Origin of the sequence: Desulfogranum japonicum DSM 18378 (assembly GCF_000429945.1) — a bacterium.
In the GTDB taxonomy this organism is placed as follows: Bacteria; Desulfobacterota; Desulfobulbia; order Desulfobulbales; family Desulfobulbaceae; genus Desulfogranum; species Desulfogranum japonicum.
In genome coordinates this window covers 32,453-51,829 of record NZ_KE386998.1, presented here as the reverse complement: position 1 = coordinate 51,829, position 19,377 = coordinate 32,453, and the positions used below count along the sequence as shown (strand labels likewise).

Annotated in this window: 19 protein-coding genes; 15 read left to right on the top strand and 4 right to left on the bottom strand. The window is 45.9% G+C overall.

The features are described from left to right. Positions 1-40: 40 nt before the first annotated feature. Positions 41-724 (bottom strand): ABC transporter ATP-binding protein, encoded by a 684-nt coding sequence (locus G493_RS0126565; RefSeq protein ID WP_028582778.1) that lies wholly within the window; start codon positions 722-724, stop codon positions 41-43. A 241-nt stretch (positions 725-965) separates the two neighbouring features. Between G493_RS0126565 and G493_RS0126560 the strand changes: the two genes are divergently transcribed. The 3 genes from G493_RS0126560 (at position 966) to G493_RS31520 (ending at position 4,238) form a co-directional block, all read left to right on the top strand. Then, on the top strand, positions 966-1,790 hold the full coding sequence (locus tag G493_RS0126560; RefSeq protein WP_028582777.1) for a hypothetical protein: 825 nt from the start codon (positions 966-968) through the stop codon (positions 1,788-1,790). After that, positions 1,787-2,584, top strand: coding sequence for an ABC transporter ATP-binding protein (locus G493_RS0126555; protein ID WP_028582776.1), 798 nt, complete (start codon positions 1,787-1,789; stop codon positions 2,582-2,584). Before G493_RS0126560 ends, G493_RS0126555 begins: the two co-directional genes overlap by 4 nt. 76 nt (positions 2,585-2,660) lie before the next feature. After that, entirely contained in the window at positions 2,661-4,238 is a 1,578-nt protein-coding gene (locus tag G493_RS31520) for a putative ABC transporter permease subunit (protein ID WP_051310030.1), read from the top strand. A 6-nt stretch (positions 4,239-4,244) separates the two neighbouring features. Here G493_RS31520 and G493_RS0126545 read toward each other — a convergent pair whose 3' ends face one another. Further along, positions 4,245-4,949: a class I SAM-dependent methyltransferase gene (locus G493_RS0126545; RefSeq protein ID WP_028582775.1), complete on the bottom strand. Its 705-nt coding sequence runs from the start codon at positions 4,947-4,949 to the stop codon at positions 4,245-4,247. A gap of 530 nt (positions 4,950-5,479) precedes the next feature. Between G493_RS0126545 and G493_RS0126535 the strand changes: the two genes are divergently transcribed. The 10 genes from G493_RS0126535 to G493_RS31510 all read left to right on the top strand — a co-directional run bounded on the left by G493_RS0126535 (position 5,480) and on the right by G493_RS31510 (position 13,651). Beyond that, entirely contained in the window at positions 5,480-6,100 is a 621-nt protein-coding gene (locus G493_RS0126535; protein ID WP_028582774.1) for a trimeric intracellular cation channel family protein, read from the top strand. A 348-nt stretch (positions 6,101-6,448) separates the two neighbouring features. Further along, complete coding sequence (gene atpD / locus G493_RS0126530) at positions 6,449-7,840, top strand: F0F1 ATP synthase subunit beta (RefSeq protein WP_051310028.1); 1,392 nt, start codon at positions 6,449-6,451, stop codon at positions 7,838-7,840. Between the two features lie 56 nt (positions 7,841-7,896). After that, positions 7,897-8,301 (top strand): F0F1 ATP synthase subunit epsilon, encoded by a 405-nt coding sequence (locus G493_RS0126525; protein WP_028582772.1) that lies wholly within the window; start codon positions 7,897-7,899, stop codon positions 8,299-8,301. A 1-nt stretch (position 8,302) separates the two neighbouring features. Next, positions 8,303-8,578 carry an AtpZ/AtpI family protein gene (locus G493_RS0126520; protein ID WP_028582771.1) on the top strand — a complete coding sequence of 92 codons (276 nt, stop codon included), beginning with the start codon at positions 8,303-8,305 and terminating at the stop codon, positions 8,576-8,578. 142 nt (positions 8,579-8,720) lie between these two features. Continuing rightward, on the top strand, positions 8,721-9,413 hold the full coding sequence (locus tag G493_RS0126515; RefSeq protein ID WP_035276070.1) for a F0F1 ATP synthase subunit A: 693 nt from the start codon (positions 8,721-8,723) through the stop codon (positions 9,411-9,413). Beyond that, positions 9,410-9,676, top strand: coding sequence for an ATP synthase subunit c family protein (locus tag G493_RS0126510; RefSeq protein WP_028582769.1), 267 nt, complete (start codon positions 9,410-9,412; stop codon positions 9,674-9,676). The genes G493_RS0126515 and G493_RS0126510 overlap by 4 nt, the downstream gene beginning before the upstream one ends. Positions 9,677-9,728: 52 nt before the next feature. Next, positions 9,729-10,475: a F0F1 ATP synthase subunit delta gene (locus G493_RS0126505; protein WP_051310026.1), complete on the top strand. Its 747-nt coding sequence runs from the start codon at positions 9,729-9,731 to the stop codon at positions 10,473-10,475. Positions 10,476-10,479: 4 nt separating this feature from the next. Further along, entirely contained in the window at positions 10,480-11,970 is a 1,491-nt protein-coding gene (locus G493_RS31515) for a F0F1 ATP synthase subunit alpha (protein WP_051310024.1), read from the top strand. Further along, on the top strand, positions 11,954-12,790 hold the full coding sequence (locus G493_RS0126495) for a F0F1 ATP synthase subunit gamma (RefSeq protein ID WP_028582767.1): 837 nt from the start codon (positions 11,954-11,956) through the stop codon (positions 12,788-12,790). Before G493_RS31515 ends, G493_RS0126495 begins: the two co-directional genes overlap by 17 nt. 87 nt (positions 12,791-12,877) lie before the next feature. Then, a complete protein-coding gene (locus G493_RS31510) occupies positions 12,878-13,651 on the top strand; it encodes a polyprenol monophosphomannose synthase (protein WP_051310022.1) in 774 nt (257 codons plus the stop codon). 116 nt (positions 13,652-13,767) lie between these two features. On the opposite strand, the gene G493_RS31505 is transcribed toward G493_RS31510, so the two are convergent. Both G493_RS31505 and G493_RS0126480 read right to left on the bottom strand, forming a co-directional pair. Further along, positions 13,768-14,007 carry a hypothetical protein gene (locus G493_RS31505; RefSeq protein WP_035276067.1) on the bottom strand — a complete coding sequence of 80 codons (240 nt, stop codon included), beginning with the start codon at positions 14,005-14,007 and terminating at the stop codon, positions 13,768-13,770. A gap of 35 nt (positions 14,008-14,042) precedes the next feature. Further along, positions 14,043-15,014: a lysylphosphatidylglycerol synthase transmembrane domain-containing protein gene (locus G493_RS0126480; protein WP_269746362.1), complete on the bottom strand. Its 972-nt coding sequence runs from the start codon at positions 15,012-15,014 to the stop codon at positions 14,043-14,045. A 6-nt stretch (positions 15,015-15,020) separates the two neighbouring features. Here G493_RS0126480 and G493_RS0126475 point away from each other — a divergent pair, with 6 nt between their 5' ends. Both G493_RS0126475 and G493_RS33785 read left to right on the top strand, forming a co-directional pair. Continuing rightward, positions 15,021-17,855: a glycosyltransferase family 117 protein gene (locus G493_RS0126475; RefSeq protein ID WP_084813789.1), complete on the top strand. Its 2,835-nt coding sequence runs from the start codon at positions 15,021-15,023 to the stop codon at positions 17,853-17,855. Between the two features lie 110 nt (positions 17,856-17,965). Then, the coding region (locus tag G493_RS33785) for a cadherin-like domain-containing protein (RefSeq protein ID WP_035276065.1) at positions 17,966-19,377 on the top strand (1,412 nt) is incomplete at its 3' end.

Genomic DNA, 19,377 nt, shown 5'->3' with positions numbered 1-19,377 from the left:
GGTACCTGATGTTTTTGCAAGCAGGCTGATCACGAAAAGATCAGGTGCGCTGTGAGTAATCAGGTTCTATTCTGCCGTCACGCAGACTAATCATTCTTTCAGCCCGCTCAGCAATTTCCAGGCTATGGGTTGCCATTACCAGGGTGGTATTCCATTCATGCTGCATTTCAAGCAGCAGGCGCACAATTTCCGAGCTGTTTTTCGAGTCAAGGTTTCCGGTTGGTTCGTCGGCAAAGACAAGGGGGGGGCTGTTGATAAGGGCCCTGCAGAGTGCCACCCGTTGCTTTTCGCCTCCTGACAGCTGGCTGGGGAAGTGTGTTTTACGTTCCCAGAGACCCACCCGTTTGAGCAGGGTTTCAGCTTTTTTGTATGCCTGCGGATCGTGGCTCAGTTCTGCAGGGAAGGTGACGTTTTCCAAAGCATTCAGTGATGGAATCAGATGAAAAGCCTGAAAAACAAACCCTGTGGTCTGGTTGCGGACCTCTGCAAGCTGATCCTCGTTTAAATCAGTGATGTCCTGGCCGGAAAGGAAAATTCGTCCGGAAGTAGGCTGATCAAGGCCTGAGAGTATGCTGAGCAGGGTTGATTTACCGCTGCCACTGCTGCCGGCAATAACAACAAACTCGCCTGCATTGATAGTCAGTGAGATATCTTTCAGGACCTGGGTTTCCCGCTCGCCTATGGTGTAGGTCCTGGAGATATTCCGGGCTTCAAGTATAACCATGGATTCGACCTGTTGAGAATGCTATGGGTTCTTTTCAGATACAATATGCAAAATAATAAACATTAAATTGTGGTTTGCGATAACTGTATCATATTTTCGTCTTCGTTAGAGGAATGACTTTGTCATACCTGTTTCCTTGATATTTTTGAGAATTTTGCCCTATGATACTAACAGTGGTTATATCTGAGGCGAAATTTTCCTGCGGTGTGTATTTGACTATGAAGTAGTTTGCTAAAAAAATATGTCTGACCGAACTGCGCGAAAAAACTGGTTCATTTTCAAGTTTATTCTTGTTGGAATTTGGCTGGCCCTGCTATGCGGATTACTCATGCGGGATGCTTTTATCACCTCTGTATCTATACAGGAACGTAATATACGAAGAGAGGCTGACCGGGAAGAATATCAGGGTATCTATTTCAACAATGCCAAGATAGGGTATATGGTCAACAGGTATGAGACTGGCGATAGCGGCACCTTGCATATTGATCAGTTGGCAGAAATTCACATCAATGTGGCAGAAATGGTGCATCGGGTCATCCTCCGTCTGCAGGCAGATCTCCTGGAGGATAATAGCCTGCATGCATTTGATATATCCCTGGAGTCGCCCTTTCAGACAATGCATGCAAAAGGAGAGGTCGCCGGCAATGTAATTGATATCAATTTGCAGACCGGAAATGAATCTCTGCACAAACAAGTGCCGGTGGATTCTTCACCGGTTATTCCCTCAGCCAGAAGAAGTTACCTGCTGAAAAAGGGAATACAACCTGGGGACAAGATGAAACTGCCATTTTTTGATCCTATGAGCCTTGCCACTAGAAATACTGTGGTGGAATACAAGGGCCTCGATGACGTTTTTGTAAACGGGCGGGTTCTGCCTCTGCATAAATTCATGCAGACTATCAGTGGGGTAAGACTGAATTTCTGGCTTGATGATGCCGGTGACGTGGTCAAAGAGGAATCCCCTGCCGGATTTGTTTTTCTCAAGGAACCAAAATACAGGGCAATGGCTGAAGAAACCATTGAACCTATTTCTGCAGATTTTTTAAATGAGTTGATACGTCCATGAGTCAAAGCCTGCTGACCACAAGAAACCTGTCCAAATCCTTTGCTGATTTTACTGCGGTCAACGAGCTGGATCTTGATATCAATCAAGGGGAAATTTTTGGTTTTCTCGGTCCCAATGGTGCTGGAAAGACCACCACCATCAAAATGCTGGTAGGCTTACTTAAACCAACCTCTGGCAACATAGCTATCGGTGGAATGGATATGGCTCTTGATCCGGTTGGCTGCAAGCAACGGACAGGTTATATCCCGGACCGCCCCTTTCTCTATGAAAAACTTACCGGGGATGAATACCTTCATTTTATCAGTAGTCTGTATCCCGAAGCAGCTGGTGGCAAAGCCCTTGAGAATGCCGTCGGATACCTGGACCTGTTCGACCTTGCCAAATGGCGTCACCACCTTATCGAAGGCTATTCCCACGGTATGCGGCAAAAGTTGATAATGAGTTCAGTGCTGATGCTTAACCAGGAACTGATCATTGTCGATGAACCCATGGTCGGTTTGGATCCCAAAAGTGCCCGAGTCGTGAAGGAGCTTTTTCGACAAAAGGCCAGGGAGGGTACGGCGATTTTTCTTTCCACCCATTCCATGGAGATTGCAGAAGAACTTTGTGACCGGATCGGCATTATTGTCGAGGGGCAGATCCGGGCAATGGGAACAATGGACGAACTTCGTGCAGAAGCGGGCAGCGGAAATGAGCACCTTGAAGATATATTTCTCCAGTTGACAGGGGCCTTTGAACTGCTGGATGTTATAAGGGCACTGCGCGGCTCCTCATTATCTGATAAAAAGGTGTGATATTGAGGCGTTACGTCTGCTCACACCCTGGATTCAGACCAGTCTCAATCGCCTTTTTCCCGGGAAACGGTTCGGGATGAATGCAGCCCTTATTCTTGTGGCAGGCATTGGTGTTTGTCTGCTCATCTACTTTGTGAGCAGCAGGGTGCTGCAGTACTTCCACAGCCAGAACGAACTTGGTGTTATTCTCAGCCTGAAGATTTTCCAGATGGCCTGGATTATGATTTTCACCATGTTGATCTTTTCTTCCATGATTTCCGCTGTAACCACATTTTACCTGGCCGAAGATAATGAAATTCTTCTTAGTTCGCCAGTTCAGCCATCGGAAATGTATCTTATGCGCTACCTGACAACTGCGATGAATACCTCCTGGATGATCCTGGTTTTCTCGCTGCCGGTCTTTGGAGCGTATGGTAAGATTTTTCACGCTGGGCCGCTGTTCTGGCCACTTCTGGTGATTGCTGTTCCATCGGTGACCCTTATCGCTACGGGGATCGCCACAATCCTGACAGTATTGGTTGTCTACTATTTTCCAGCCCGTCGAACCAAGGATATCGTTTTTTATCTGTCGCTGTGTTTTGGCATATTTCTGTATCTGGTTTTTCGTATGATACGGCCGGAAGAATTGGTGAACCCGGACAACTACGGACAATTTATCGATTATTTTTCAGCTGTTTCAGCCCCGGCCGGTCCCTGGCTGCCAGCAGGGTGGGCGGCAAACATGATCTCTTCATACCTCCTTGATGGACAGGTGGACCTGCTCTTGACCGGGCTTCTTGTCACCACACCTTTTGTTTTGTTTTTCCTGGGACAATGGTTGATGGATCACTTGTTTGTCGTGGGATACTCCAAATCCCAGGAATCATTTGGAGGGCATCGGGAATTTCGTCCAGTTCGACACTTTCATTCCATTCGGGCCTGGATCTGGCGAAAAGAATTGAAATATTTCCTGCGCGACTCCAGTGAATGGTCGCAGTTTTTTATGATTGCCGCTCTGATAGTGGTATATCTGTATAACTTTAAAGTGTTGCCTCTGGATCGTTCACCTGTTTCGGTTTTTTTTGTCAGTAATGTGATTTCCTTTGCCAATATCGGCCTGTCCGGATTTCTGGCAGCCTCGCTGGCCACGCGGTTTGTGTACCCCTCAATCTCTGCTGAACAGGGGGCCTATTATCTGTTGGCTGTCTCCCCCCTCTCGTGGAAACAATACCTGTGGTATAAATATCAGTTTTACTTTTTTCCCTTCACCCTGTTGGCACTGGTGCTGATTGTAATCTCCAATTATCTGTTGCAGATCAGCGGACCCATGGGCTGGGTATCTGTCTTTACAGGGATGCTGTTAACCTGGACCAGCCTGGGGCTTGCCCTGGGGTTTGGTATGTACTTTGCTGATTTTAAATCAGGGAGCAAGGTGAGCACTCTGGAGCCTGGTGCCATCCTCTACTTATTCTGCGCAATTTTTTATCAGGTGGTGCTTTTGCTTTCAGGCATGCCTTTTGTCTCCCGTCTGGTACGCAGAACGCTTACCGAAAAAGGTGCTGCCGTATCAGATTATCTTTCAGTTTGTGCCTGGGGAAGCGTTGTGACCATGGTGTCGATTTTGCTGGTTTTCTGGTTGTGTAACAAGGCCGTCAACAGGAGGCAGTGGGGTTAATCCGCATTATTTCTTCATACATCCAAGTATAATGTTGCTTCCTAAGCTGACATGTATTTTTCCAGCAAGGTTTTCAAGACAAGAAACAAGCTTTTTGGAGCTGATACTTGTGCAACATTGGGTAGTAATTATGAACCCACTTTCTTCCAGAAGGTCAGCTAACGCTTTGTATGTAAAGTTTCGTATATGTCCTGCTGGTACCAGCTTCTGTCGTAAAAAATTGCCATAATGGGTACTTTGAGTTGACACCTCGGTGCAAAGAGGTTGCAGTCCGAAGAGTAAAAATATCCTGTTGATGAATGATGCCAGGTTAGGCGTGCTGATTATCAATATTCCTGTTTCTGCAAGAACACGATGTATTTCTGCCAGCATGTTATCTGTATTGTATACGTGCTCAATAACTTCATTGCACACAATTACGTCGAAAAAGTTATTTTCCCACGGTATGTCTTCAGTTGAAACATCGCAGACTTTGGCCTCCGTAAAATCAATAGATCTGTTTTTGATTATTTTTCTAGATATATCAACTCCATAACAGTCGCCGTGAAATTTTTCCCGATAAAAATCTATTGTTTCCCTGAAGCAGATTCCAATTTCTAAGAGACGTCCTGTATCAGGAATCATCTGCAACGTTTGTTCAAGCCTTTCCTGAGAAAATGTAAAATTTTCAATTTCTTCTATAAATTTGTGCTCGAGTTTATGCGAATTCATATGTTCATATTTTTTAATGAAAGTTGGCATGATGCCACAATTGAAATTGATCGAGTATTTTCACGTAAATCTGGTGATCGCCTGCAACATGCTAAAAAAGAAAAAGCAGAGATAAATAAGGGTCGCGGAAAATAATACAAATCCAAAAATTGCGTAGGATATCGGTTTGGTAACGACGTCGCGTCAATGGTTCCATATTGGCCGTATTGAGCCGTTGACGCGACGACGTTATCGAGTTGAGAGACAAGCAAGATTGGATAATGTATTTTTTCCGTGCCCCTAAACTGACGACTTCATCGCCGCTAAGCAGGATTGAGTTCTAGTATAATAAAAGCATGGTTTTTCGTAACTGCACATAGGGTAAGTGACTAAACCTGGCACCCCTCCTGTATTTGTAACTGGTTACGGTTTTTCTTGAATTTTCCAAGGGATTATAATACCAGATGCAGCCGCTGGATGCGCATCGTATTCCGGATACTTTTTTTTTACCTTATCATACATAAAAGGCCTTATTAAAGGAGGGTCAGGTAGTGTTGTACTATGTGGGTTTAATCGCGGTAGTTGCGTTCTCTGTCACTGGGGTGATCGCAGCAGGTAAAAAAGATATGGATATCTTCAGCATTGTGTTGCTTGGTGTGGTTACCGCTCTTGGTGGGGGAACTCTCCGTGATATTATTCTGGATGCCAATCCTATTTTTTGGATTGCAGACACAACCTATTTCTGGGTTTCCCTTGTTGCATCGATTGTTGCTTTTTTTGGGGTGAGAGTAGTTACCCGTTTATTGAAGCTGTTTGAGTATGCCGATGCACTCGGCTTGTCCCTGTTTACCATTCTGGCCATGGAAAAAAGTTTTAACCTGGGGTTTGGCTATACTACAGCCGTTGTGATGGGAATTATTACAGGTATTGTAGGAGGGGTGGTACGAGATATCCTCACGGGAAGAACACCATTGGTCATGGGGAGGGAGTTTTATGCCACACCTGCCTTGATCGGTGCTGTTTTTTTTGCCGTTGCCATGTGTTGTTTTCCAACGTTCGGAGGCAGTAAATACTTTGCCATGTGCATCATATTTGTTCTTCGTGTCTGCGCTATTCGCTGGGGACTGTATTATCCGAGATGGCTGACCTATAAGACTTACCAGGATTCTTGATTGCTTAGAGACGTTAACCAAGATGCGGTTAAACTCCGTTAGCGCTGCGGTGTTTCTCTTCCCTGCTTTGACATGGGCTCTTTTCCTGCTATATAATAAAAAATAACAATGGGATAACGACCGCGGAAAATACTTAATATCCAAAAATTGCGTATAGGATATCGGTTTGGTAACGTAGTAGCGTCAATGGCTCCATACTGACCGTATTGAGCCATTGACGCGACGATTTTACCGAGTTGAGAGACAGGCAAGATTGAATAATGTATTTTTTCCGTGACCCTAAAGGCTTGCTTTATTATTCACGGGTGTTCCGTGAAGATAGTTTTTCAACCCTATGGAACCGGTTACATGTTGGAACAATCAACTTTCACAGCAGGTAACCATGTGCCGATTGGTCATGTTGCAGAGGTCCATGGTTCGGTTGTTATCATTGCATGTGATATGCTCCCACCTCTGCGTCAGGCCCTGATCGCCAATCTCGATCATGAAACCTATCTGTTTGAAGTGCATCAGCATCTTGATGCACGCCATGTCCGCGCCATAACACTGCATCGGACCTCCGGACTTCGGAGGGGGATGACCATTTATGATACCGGTGCACCACTCCATATTCCTGTGACCACCCATTGTCTTGGTCGTCTGCTCAATATTTTTGGTGAGCCCCTGGATGATGAGGGTGTTTTGGAGACCCCGGATTTCTATCCCATTCACAGGCGTCCCTTACCTTTAAAAGAAGTTGTCGGGGTAAGCGAAATGCTTGAAACCGGCATTAAAGTGATAGACCTGCTGTGCCCTTTTTTTAAGGGGGCCAAGATAGGACTATTTGGTGGCGCCGGTGTAGGCAAAACCGTTCTCATTATGGAATTCATGCATGCCTTGGCTACACTGCATAAAGGGGTTTCGGTATTTGCGGGCGTAGGAGAGAGAATTCGCGAGGGACATGAACTCTGGTATGAAATACGCAAAGCGGGAGTGCTTTCTAAAACCCTCATGGTCTTCGGGCAGATGGATGAATCACCAGGGGTACGTTTCAGGGTAGGGCTTTCAGCGCTTACCTATGCAGAATATCTCCGGGATACCTTGCAGAAGGACGTGCTGTTTGTGATGGACAATATTTTTCGTTTTGTTCAGGCGGGGAGCGAAGTTTCCATACTGCTGGGAAGAATGCCTGCCACCGTTGGGTATCAGCCAACCCTTTCCAGTGAAGTTGCAGAGATGCAGGACAGGATTCTGTCCACGCGTGAAGGGTCCATTACCTCGGTACAGGCCGTTTATGTGCCAGCTGATGACATGATGGATCCCGCGGTTGGCGTGATTATGAACCATCTTGATACAACGGTAATGCTTTCCCGGAGTCAGGCAGCTAAAGGAATTTATCCGGCAGTCGCTCCCCTGGAGTCTGAGAGTAGGCTGATGGATCGATACACGTTGGGTGAATATCATTACAGCATCGCGGCAGGAGTACGGGAACATCTTGCACGCTATGAGGAATTACAGGATATTTTGACCATGCTGGGGGTTGAAGAGCTTTCTGTAAAGGATCGTAAAATTGTTATGCGGGCTCGCAAACTGCAACGATACCTCACCCAGCCATTCTGGACGACACGTTCCCACACTGGAATACAGGGGGTGTCTGTGCCATTGGAACAAACACTGACAGACTGTGAAGCTTTTCTCATAGGACAGTATGATGAGTTTCCGGAGAATGAATGCTATATGCGAGGCACCATGCAAGGGTAATTGGAAGGCATATCTTGGATATAAGAAAGATGCCCAAAACAATATAGGATTAATACATGCATAGTCTTACACTCACATTACAGGATGCCACTCATTCGGAGGTTGTCACCAACGTAACTTCTTTTGTTGGAGAGGATGCCAGTGGAAGTTTTGGCATTTTGCCCGGACATGCCCGTTTTATAACCGCCCTGGTCATTGGCCTGGCAAAGTTTCAGTTGGATGGAAGAAACTGGACATATGTAGCGTTGCCAGGTGCAGTGTTGTCTGTTTGCGATGATGTTCTGCTCATTAGTTCAAGGCGCTATATGATGGATGATGACTATACCCGCATCAGTCAGGCTATGCAGGAACAGTTGCTCCTGGAGGAACATAAGCTACGTTCCATTAAAGAAAGTCTCCATCATCTGGAACAGGGAGTCCTCCGCTACCTGTGGGGAATTCGTCAAAAAGGGAGCGCCTGATATGCCTCATTCAGATGAAACAGAATTAAAGGAACAGGTAGAGCGGCAGGTTCGGCGTATGAAGAAAGCAGAACAGGATCGTCCTACTTTACTCGGTCATACGGTATTTATGGGAACCTTGGGCCTGTTGTTTGTTCTACCTGTGATCGGTGGTGCCTACCTTGGGAAGTGGCTGGACAGCATGGCGCCTGGTTATTCCATTCGCTGGACAACCAGCCTGATTGTGGTTGGTGTGGTTGTGGGCGCTTTCAACGTATACTTCTTTATCCGGGAATAAGATTGTGTCTCTTTAGAAAGAGCCTTTTTCCCAGATTTTATATTGAAAGCTTACTGCTTGTAATATCAGTTAGATGTGTGTGGAAATATGTGCTGCGAGTCATAAGCTCGAATAAAAATCTCATTTCTGGAGAGACATAGTCATGAGCGAAATGAGTCTGACCAGTGAACTAATTTTTCAAATAGGCCCCCTTGAGGTCACCGGTACAGTGGTGACGACCTGGGCTCTTATGGCCGGTATTTGGCTTTTTGCCTTGCTGGTCATGCGCCGATTACGTCTTTCACCCGGGCCGGTCCAAACCGCCATTGAAGGAATTGTGATTGCCATTGAGGAGGCTGTGGAAGCGGTTGCACCGCAGCATTTCCGAAGGATTATGCCCTTTGTCGGTACGATCTGGATATTTTTGATTATTGCAAACCTGGCAGGGCTTATCCCCACAGTTCATTCTCCCACCCGAGACCTGTCAGCCACTGCAGCCCTGGCTTTTGTGGTATTTCTGTCTACGCACTGGTTCGGTATTCGTATACAGGGGCTGAAAGCATATCTGCGTCATTACTTGTCTCCTACGCCTGTCTTGCTGCCGTTTCATATCATCAGTGAAATAACCAGAACTATAGCTTTGGCTGTGCGACTTTTCGGTAATATCATGAGCCTGGAACTTACAGCTCTGTTGATTTTAATGGTCGCAGGATTTCTTGCCCCGGTTCCCATACTGATGCTCCATATTGTGGAGGCATTGGTACAGGCGTATATATTTGGCATGCTGGCGCTTATTTATATTGCCGGTGGAATTCAATCACTCCAACTTCGTCAACAGACAAGGAGCAGCCAATGAGTGACATGCATCTTTTCTCTTTGGTTTCAACTGTGGTAGCGGTATTCGGCATTTCTCTCGGGGTGACTTTGCCAGCCATCGCCATGGGGTGGGCTGTCAGCCGAGCCATGGATGCTCTTTCCAGGCAACCAGAGGCAGAACGTTCCATCATGCGTACCTTGTTTATCGGGCTGGCCATGATTGAGTCTTTGGTTATCTATGTACTGGTTGTGGTGCTCATAGTGTTGTTTCGTAATCCACTGCTTGAATTCATGGTACAGTAAAAACAGGTATGTTAACCAAGACATATGCGACTGGGGGAACTGCCACGTGGAAATGAACTGGTCTACCTTTCTGCTTGAAAGTATAAATTTCCTGGTTTTGGTGTGGATATTAAAACGTTTTTTTTATAAACCGGTACGGGAAGTGATTGAACGGAGACAGGCAACAATTGATAAAAGCCTGGCTGATGCAAAAAAACTCGCTTCCGAAGGTGAAACACTGAAAGGCAGGTATGAAAACAGGCTTGCCGACTGGGAAAAGGAAAAACAACTGGCCCATGAAGCGTTTACCCAAGAGATTGAGGAGGAATATTCTCATAAACTGGAAGAGATGAAGCAGATGCTCGCAGAGGAGAGAATGAAAAGCCTGGTTTCTGAAGAACGGCGTCAGGCAGATATGGTGCGTAATATAGAAGAAACCGCCCTGCAACAGGCCGCGTCTTTTGCTGCGCTCCTCCTGAAAATCGGAGCCTGCCAGGATATGGAAAAACGACTGGTGGAGATGGTGATTCAGGAGTTGTCTCTTCTCTCTGCTGAACGTATAGCAAATTTGCGCATCGATTATTCGGGCATCTCTGAACAGGAAAGCATCGTTACCAGCGCCTTTGAACTTCCAGAAAATCTGTGTAGAGAGTTGGGATCTGCTTTAGAAAAACTTGTTGCTGTGGATATGCCCCTACGTTTTGAACAGGACAGTGAGCTGTTGGCCGGGGTACAGATAACCATTGGTTCCTGGGTGCTGGGCGCTAATCTCCGTGATGAACTCAAGGGTTTTGTCGCTCTGAGTCATGCAGAGGGCTGAGGGCATGGAGAGTCATCTGTTACAGGCACAGAAAGAGTGGCTGAATAGCTACCGGCCGGGACTCAGAATCAATGAGCAGGGGCGGGTCATTTCCGTTGGTGACGGCATTACCTGGATAGAAGGCTTGCCGTCTGCAGCAATGGATGAGGTTTTGAGCTTTGAAGATGGCAGTCGCGCAATGGTCTGTGATCTTAACGAAAAATCCATCGGAGCTGTACTTCTCCATGAAACAGATGCATTGACCTCAGGCACCACTGTACAGTCTACCGGCCGCGCATTGAGCATCCCGGTGGGTGATGGGCTGGTTGGGCGTATTATTGATCCTCTTGGCCTGCCACTTGATGATGGCCCTGTCCTCGTTCCAAGTCGGTGGCAACCGCTGGAATCTTCATCTCCTCCCATTGTGGCTCGTGATTTTGTCCGTAAACCGCTCTACACCGGGATTAAGATTATTGACACCATTATTCCAATCGGCAAGGGGCAAAGACAGCTGCTTATCGGTGATGAAGGATTGGGACGAAGCTCCATTGCTTTGGATACCGTGATCAATCAGCGCGATCGGAACGTACAATGCGTGTATGTGCTTATAGGGCAGAAGCGGTCTGCCGTAGTCGGCACCATTGATATTCTTCGCAGGCATGGTGCGCTGGATTACACCACTGTGGTTGTGGCTGAGGCCAGCAGTTTACCAGGGCTGCAACATCTTGCACCTTTTGCGGGGTGTGCTGTGGCAGAATTCTGGATGCATAAGGGCCAAGATGTACTGGTTGTGTATGATGACCTTTCCACCCATGCCAAATCCTATCGGGAACTGTCGTTACTGCTTCGTCGACCGCCGGGCAGAGAAGCGTATCCTGGAGATATTTTTTCAGTGCATTCCCGTTTGCTTGAAAGGGCTACCTGTTTGAATGCAGACCATGGTGGCGGCAGCATGACGGCACTCCCCATTGTGGAAACCAGATTGGGCGAAATAGCTGCCTACATTCCGACAAACCTGATTTCTATTACCGATGGACAGGTATACCTGGACCACAGTCTTTTCTCGGGAGGATTTCGGCCTGCCATTGATATTACCCGTTCCGTGTCCCGTATCGGCGGTCAGGCGCAGCATGCAAAGATTAAAAAAGAAGCCGGCCACATGAAGCTCGATTACTTGCAGTTTCTGGAGTTGGAGGTTTTTACCCGCTTTGGAGCGAGATTGGAACAGTCCAAGGAAACAACCATCCACAGAGGGCGTTTACTTCGAGAAATCCTGAAGCAGGATCGTCTTGCGCCCTTGCCAGAAACTTTCCAGATGGCATGGATGGTTGCTTTTAACGATGGTTTATTTGACGCAGTAGATCCTGAAGCAGTGGCGGGAATTCTCAGAGAAATTGAAGGCTGTGTCAACGGATCAGTTCTTGACCTGGATGCACCCCGGGAAGAGTGGAGTTCTGTTGTATCCGGATGGTTCACGCACATAAAGAAGGCCGGCAATCATGAGCAAACGACGTGATCTTGAGAAACATCGACATGGCCTTGCTGAAATTCGGAATATTATGAATTCCATGAAAACCTTGGCCTATTTGGAGACGCGGAAACTTTCCCGGTATCTTGGTGCACAGCAGGCTGTTGTGGAACATCTTGAAAATGTTGCCGAAGATATCCTCGGCTTTTACCCGGAGATACTGCCAACTGACACAGCAGAAATGGCCAGTGTGTATGTCGTGATAGGGACCGAGCGAGGATTTTGCGGTGACTTCAACTACACCCTGGCGAAACAGTATGAGACTATCCGCCTGGAGAATGCCTCTTCCAAGTCCATGGTGATAGCGATTGGGCACAAATTACACGTTCTTTTAGAAGGAGACGACAGTCTGGCAGCTTGCATTGCAGGAGCAAGTGTGGCAGAAGAAGTGACTTCGCTGCTCAAAGAGGTGATCAGTACGCTTACTGACCTGCACAATACCCGAGGTTTATTGGAAGTCTATTGTCTGTATCATGGCAACTTAGAAGGTGTTGTCATACAGAGGCTTCTGCCTCCCTTTCAGCAGGTTGTAACAGGAAAACGGCCCTACAGGCATCCGCCCATACTGAATTTGTCGCCCCAAAAACTGCTTTTTTCACTTATGGATCAGTATCTGTTTGCCCTGCTGAATGACATATTTTTCACTTCACTTTTAATGGAAAATCAGCACAGAGTGAGCCACCTGGAAGGTGCAGTGAAACGCCTCGACGATGAAGCCGAAGAGCTTGCACGCAAATGTAATATGCTACGTCAAGAGGAACTCATTGAAGAAATAGAAGTAATATTACTGAGCAGTGCATTGCCATAGTGATATGTTCTGTCTTTTGTTGAAGAAGTGATATAACGTAAAATGGTGAAAATATATTTTTAATACAAATGTCGTTAAGGTATATGAATGCGTAATGTCGTCTGTGTTGTGTTGCCGACCTATAATGAAGTCGACAATATAAAAAAGATCCTTTTGGAAGTTTTTTTCTGTTTTGAGTATATACAAGACTTTGAACTTCAAATCTTAGTTGTTGATGATAATTCCCCTGATGGAACAGGCGAGATTGTTAAGAGCATGATGGGAACCTATGAAAACCTTCATTTGCTCACAGGGAAAAAAAGAGGGCTTGGGTATGCTTATAAACGTGGTATATCTTACTGTCTTCAACATCTTAAAGCAGATATCATCATTCAGATGGATGCTGATTTTCAGCATGATCCTGAACTGTTACACGTCTTGTTGAAAAATTACGGGTTAGGATTTCCAGTCGTTATTGGGTCCCGGTTTATATCCGGTGGTTCTACGCCATGTTTTCCAGTGTTCAGGCGAATGCTAAGTATTTTTGGTAATGTTCTTATTCGAAAACTGTGCAGGTTGCATGGTGGTCCATGTGACTGCACTTCGGGGTTCAGGTGTATTGATGCCGAGCTTATACGCGCGTGCGATCATGAAAAATTGCCAGGGAGAGGGTACTCTTTTACAACATCTTTATTGGTTGAGTTACTTCGAAATGGGGCCATTGTAAAAGAAATTCCAATAACCTTTCACAGGCGTGAGTACAGTACCTCAAAACTGGCGGTATTTGATCTTGTGGAATTTCTTGTCACTCTGGCCAGACTGGCCATCCGGCAATATGGCTGTAATGTTCAACACCTGATACAGCGTAAAGTTCAGCCTTGACCAAGAGAGAAAGGAAAAATGGGTATCGAACCATGGGTGTCTTCCCCGTAACGGATGGATTGTATACGCGGCAAACCGTGCTTGTCAGAAAAATGAATGATCTGGAGGTACTGGCTCTATTTTTCTTTCCTTTTATACAGTATGGCCAGGGGAAACAGGATCAGGTAACAGATGACCAGGATAATTGGCGCAACGGTAAGTGAAAGCACTCCATCTGCAGGTTCCTGCATAAGGCAATAGTATCCTGCTCCCAGAAATAACAACGCCAGTACAAACAATATCATATTGACTTTACCAAAAAGTCGTTGTCCCTTTGGATTTTTTGTGGAAACAGGTGTTTTTTGTTTTTTTTTCATATGTTCAGTGTTGTAAGAAAAACGGATAAGTAGCTTTATTTATTCTGGTGGCGTAAACTGTTGCCAAGCAGCAAAACGCCGCCAATAAATGCCTGTAGAAAAGAAAGGATATAACATATGAATACTGCCGTCAAACAATGCTCATTCTCTATGCCGGGAAGAAGTGTGAACAGATGGATGCTTAACCATTCTCTCACACCGATACCATAAAGAGATATCGGAAGCAGGGTGATGATGTGAATGGCAGGCATAAAAAGAAATATTGAAGAGTAAGGCAGAGAAGTGCCAACGGCGCGGTATGCCATATATTCACAGCTGAGAAGGAGTAGCTGGAGTAAACAGGACAAAACCAGGCCTCTGGCAAGAAGAAGAGGGTTGCCTTGATAGGCTGCAAGTGCTTTGCCTGTATACCGAAGGCGCTGCACCCAGATGTGGCCGCCTGCCTGGTTTTGTACCCCTTCAGTGGGTTGGCGGGGATGGATCAGCCAGGAAACAAAAAGCAAGGCTCCCAAGGTGAGTGTTGTCATGAAGGAGAGAATTGGTGCAGGCGCTGAGATGCTGCTGTTGGTTAGAAAAAACAGCCAGAACAGAGCAATAAGCGCACCAGCGCCCAGTGCCCGGGAAAGCAATAGTGCTGCGACTGATCTGCTAACATTCTCAATCTTTTTCCCCAGTGCGTAGGATTTAACAGCATCTCCCCCTATGCCTGACATGAGACACAGGTTAAAGAAATTGCCTATGGCTACGTGATAGTAAAACGATCGGATTTGAGGTTTGTTCTCTTGGGGGATGATAATCATGGTGCGCCATCGTATGGCCTGCAGAATAGAGACTGCTTGCAGGAATACAATGGCAAGGAAAAACCAGGACAGCTTTATCTGTTGCAACTGTATGAGCATGGCTGCCAGTGGGGTATGCCGGATAAGAATGCTGAGGAGCAGTAAACTCATTGCTGCTTTGAGGAAAATTCCGGAATTTTTCGAGATAGTCTTAGTCTTGATTGGCAAGGGGGAATGCAACCTCCGGCAAGTGGGGTGTCGGTCCAGGTAATCTGCACGTTGATATCAGCGCATTGTTTACAGATCAAGGAGCTTATACTGAAATTTACAACAATACACAACATTGTTTCGTGGAGCGTCTTTATTCTCGCTTTCGGGCTGTTCTGGTCTACGATGGCGCCCACAGTCTCTTTCTGGGACTGTGGAGAATATATCACCGCAGCATATACCCTGGGTATAAATCATTCGCCGGGAAACCCGTTGTATGTTTTGTTGGCCCGGGTGTTCACTGTATTTCTTACCGGTTTTGAACAGATCGCAGCTCGTGTGAATTTTCTGTCTGTTCTCACTGGTGCATGTACCGCATTTTTTTTATATCGGATGGTTGCACTGGTCGTTCTACAGCTTGTAGGAGAACCTGACACCTGGTGGAAAAGACAGCTTGTGTTTTCTTCTGCGGCGGTTACTGCTCTTTATGGTGTTTGCAACTATACGTTTTGGTTTTCTGCCGTCGAAGCGTCAGTATATGTCCCTTGCATGCTGGCTGTGGTGATTGTTTTTTATCTGGCAATGCTATGGGCCGGTTCTTCCTCAGATGTGCGGGACAGATACCTTGTATTGGCTTTTTATGTTGTATTTCTAGGGATCGGTATTCACTTTTTTTCTGTTCTGGCCTTGCCACCTCTTATTATTTTTGTGCTCATGGCGGATTCCGGCAAGCGATGGGACTGGCGGTTATGGCTTGCAGCAGCAGTGTTATGTTCCGTAGCCAGTTGTGCGAGCCTGTTTCTTGTTGCCTGCCCTCTGTTGCTGGGGGTGCTTGCCTTGCACCTCTTTACATCGCGTTCTGTTTCAAAGTGGGCATCTCCCGGTATTGCTCTGCCTGGCTTTTTTATTGCTGCGTATATGGCTGAAGGCTCATTTGTATCCTTGCTTCCATTTTGCTGCATTGTCCTGTTAAGTTTTTTTGGGACAAAGGGAGTGGCGACAGGCGCGACGAACGGTAACCTGAAATTCGTTTTTTTTATTACACTTGCCGCTGTTATCGGCTTTTCTTCATTCGCCTCTATCCCTGTTCGTTCTTCACTGCAGCCGGTACTGGATACACACCATACAGCCCTGATTACTCAGGACGGGCGAGTTTCTACGGAATCCTTCAGGAAATATCTGGATCGAGCCGGTTACCTTGTTGAAGGCAGCATGTTTTCTCGAATGTTGCACCGGAGGGGAACTCTTTCCAATCAATTCGGCTTGCACGGGCAGATTGGCTACGGCGGTTTTCACCTGACGCAGTTTTATCATTTTGGTCCATCCATTGCTGTTGACAGAAGCGCAAATCCCTCGGCGAACAATATGTTACGAGGCTCTCCATTGAGGAGGGCGTTGTATATTTTTTTTTATGCTCTGCCTTCTTTGCTTATGCTCTGGGGAATATTTTTCTGGTTGCGCTGTAATGCAGCCATAATAACCCTTTTTGTATCTTTTTTTCTTGTTTCAAGTGTTGTCATGGTTATGTATTTGAATTTTTCAGACGGCACGCAAATTACGTATAAAGATGCACTTCGCCAGCAGCAGGTAAATACAGAAGGCTTGCAACATGCTGGTCAGAAAGCGGTAGTGGCCAAGCATCAGAAATCGGCATACATTCCTCCCGAGGTTCGAGTCCGGGATTATTATTACATTGCCGCCTTTATCGCCCTGGCCATTCTGGTTGGACTTGGGCTCGCAGGATGCTTGTATCTGCTGTGCCGTTCTCCAAGAAAAATCCTGAAAAATAGTGGCTATATCGGGCTCTGGCTGTCTCTGCTGCTGCCACTTGTTCCCATTTTGGCAAATTATACAGAGGTTGATCGGTCAGGTGATTGGTTTGTCTATGATTTTGCATACAATCTTTTACAAACGTGTGAAGAAAATGCAATGCTCATTGTCGGGGGTGATAATCAGGTCTTTCCATTATGGTTTCTGCAGCATGTTGAGGGGATACGTACAGATGTACAGATCGTCTGTTTTTCATACCTGAATACGCAGTGGTATGTTGCAAAAATGCATAAGGCTCTGTCATTACCCGATATGTTGGTCGATAAAAAATTGGTCGCCGGTAAAAACGGTATAACCGGTAATAATCAGGTGAATCTGCCCAAAAGTGGCATTACTGTTCGTTTTCCGACTGCTGATGAGAAAGACATTATATTACCGCAGGATTTACTACTGCTGAATATTGTTGATGAAAACAGCAGAAAGCGTCCCATATATTTTTCACTCTTTGTTCAGGAAAAGGTACTGGTTGGGCTTGCCCCGTATATGCAGGTCGAAGGGATGCTGTATCGTTTTGCAGGGCAGGAAGTGAAGAAAGAGAATTTGGTAAATGTAAAGCGGACACAATACCTTATAGAAAAGGTGTATAATTACAGGTCCATGACTAAGCCGATGCGACAGCAAACAGATATGGAGAGAAGGGTAACAAGATTTTACACATTGCCATTTATCTTTGCTGCTGAATCATACCGGCATGCAAGTGAGCAATTATCTAAAAAAATCATGTTCCTTAAGCAGCATTTAATACTGTCTTCTCCTGTTGACTCTGTGCCAATTGTTAAGGAAATTAATATATTGAATGAAGAAAAAGAAAAAGCTCTTCAGTTGGCTGTCTCTTTGATGAAAGATTCGACAAATAAAATCCCGGTCACTTTACGTAATCGGTATTTTTACCATCAACTGTTACTTGCAACAGGAGATATTGATGGCGCAATACGCAATGTTGATGAATCGCTTGATCTTGACCCTGGTAATAGAGCTCTTCTGCGTCTTCGACAAGAACTTGTAGAAAAAAAGATGGAAGCAATGCATTGAGAGCAGAGCGAGTGAGGTTTATGCATCAATTTTTTATTGCTTTTAAGTAGTTGTCTTTGATACATTTTTAATATGATGTGCCATCTGCTTTTTTAACAAACGAGGATTGTATGCAACGCTATATACGACTGTATATTCTTGTTATCCTTCTTTTTTTAGCCAGCCTGTCACAGGTGTCGGCTGTTGAGACAACCGAGGACTTCGAGGGGAGTTCTTTGTCTTCAGATCAGTGCGTTTCAGGTGGATCTGCCATAGAAGCATTTAAATTCATGAATAGTAATTCTGAAGGAGCTTGCCTGAGTGGTGCTGAGGGCGCAAGTGGATCAAAAGGTGTGTATTCCAATTATAGTGCCGGGACTTCAGATTACTTGACGATGTACTTGACCACAGGCGCTGCATTTAAATTTGTTTCTGTTTATATTGATGATGTAATAGGATATGGGAGCCCCACTTACTGGGTGGCCGGCTATTCGGGCGGGAGCCAGACAGAAGGTCCGGATACCATAAATGTTCGTACTGCAGGGGTCCACACGTTCAACTGGGGGAATGTGGACTCTGTGAGATTCAATGCCATCTTAAAGCCGGATACTGATCCGGGAGACGGGCCATACACGGATACCCTGGATGTGGCAGGTGTTTTTGATAATATCACCTATGATAGTCCTGTTGCAGGCAATACCAACCCGTCACTCAGCACAAATAATGGCTTGCAATTGAACGAGGGCGCAACAGCAACCATTCCCATTGATTCTTTGGAGTATACAGATGCTGAACAGGATGATGCTACCTTAACTTACACAATTACAGATCTGGCGGATCATGGTGCAACAAAGAATAACGGCTCTACTCTTGGTCTGAACGGGACTTTTACCCAGAGTGATGTAACTAATAATCTGATCACCTACGTACATGACGGCAGTAATACCACCTCAGACAGCTTTATATTTTCAGTAGCTGATGGTGTTGGGGGCGAAGTAACCAACCAGACGTTCAATATTACCATAGTAGCCATAGATGACGATACACCGACCATCTCAACCAACAACGGCCTGAAACTTAATGAGGGAGCAACCAAAAGCATCCCCTTGGATTCCCTTGAAGCCAATGATACAGATACGGATAATGCGACGTTAACATATACTTTGACGTCGGCATTATCCAATGGCCAGGCAGAAAATACAGACAACCCCGGAGTATCGATCAGCAGTTTTACGCAGCAGAACCTGATAGACGGTAAGATCCAGTATGTCCATGATGGCACGAATACGACATCCGACAGTTTTACGTTTAAGGTAGCCGATGGTGTTCCCAATGAATTGACAGGTCAAACCTTCAGTATCACGGTGGTCGCAGTAGATGACGATACGCCGACCATTTCAACCAACAACGGCCTGAAACTTAATGAGGGAGCAACCAAAAGTATCCCCCTGGATTCCCTTGAAGCCAATGATACGGATACGGATAATTTGACGCTGACGTATACCTTAACGTCAGGCCCTGCCAATGGTCAGACAGAAAATAC

Bases quoted from the DNA above. Each gene is read 5' to 3' on its own strand.
- G493_RS0126565 (WP_028582778.1), bottom strand. From the start codon at position 724: ATGGTTATACTTGAAGCCCGGAATATCTCCAGGACCTACACCATAGGC.
- G493_RS31505 (WP_035276067.1), bottom strand. From the start codon at position 14,007: ATGAAAAAAAAACAAAAAACACCTGTTTCCACAAAAAATCCAAAGGGA.
- G493_RS0126505 (WP_051310026.1), top strand. From the start codon at position 9,729: ATGAACTGGTCTACCTTTCTGCTTGAAAGTATAAATTTCCTGGTTTTG.
- G493_RS0126560 (WP_028582777.1), top strand. From the start codon at position 966: ATGTCTGACCGAACTGCGCGAAAAAACTGGTTCATTTTCAAGTTTATT.
- G493_RS0126525 (WP_028582772.1), top strand. From the start codon at position 7,897: ATGCATAGTCTTACACTCACATTACAGGATGCCACTCATTCGGAGGTT.
- G493_RS0126520 (WP_028582771.1), top strand. From the start codon at position 8,303: ATGCCTCATTCAGATGAAACAGAATTAAAGGAACAGGTAGAGCGGCAG.
- G493_RS31510 (WP_051310022.1), top strand. From the start codon at position 12,878: ATGCGTAATGTCGTCTGTGTTGTGTTGCCGACCTATAATGAAGTCGAC.
- G493_RS0126545 (WP_028582775.1), bottom strand. From the start codon at position 4,949: ATGAATTCGCATAAACTCGAGCACAAATTTATAGAAGAAATTGAAAAT.
- G493_RS31515 (WP_051310024.1), top strand. From the start codon at position 10,480: ATGGAGAGTCATCTGTTACAGGCACAGAAAGAGTGGCTGAATAGCTAC.
- G493_RS0126515 (WP_035276070.1), top strand. From the start codon at position 8,721: ATGAGCGAAATGAGTCTGACCAGTGAACTAATTTTTCAAATAGGCCCC.
- G493_RS31520 (WP_051310030.1), top strand. From the start codon at position 2,661: ATGAATGCAGCCCTTATTCTTGTGGCAGGCATTGGTGTTTGTCTGCTC.
- G493_RS0126495 (WP_028582767.1), top strand. From the start codon at position 11,954: ATGAGCAAACGACGTGATCTTGAGAAACATCGACATGGCCTTGCTGAA.
- G493_RS0126510 (WP_028582769.1), top strand. From the start codon at position 9,410: ATGAGTGACATGCATCTTTTCTCTTTGGTTTCAACTGTGGTAGCGGTA.
- G493_RS0126475 (WP_084813789.1), top strand. From the start codon at position 15,021: ATGCAACCTCCGGCAAGTGGGGTGTCGGTCCAGGTAATCTGCACGTTG.
- G493_RS0126555 (WP_028582776.1), top strand. From the start codon at position 1,787: ATGAGTCAAAGCCTGCTGACCACAAGAAACCTGTCCAAATCCTTTGCT.
- atpD (WP_051310028.1), top strand. From the start codon at position 6,449: ATGTTGGAACAATCAACTTTCACAGCAGGTAACCATGTGCCGATTGGT.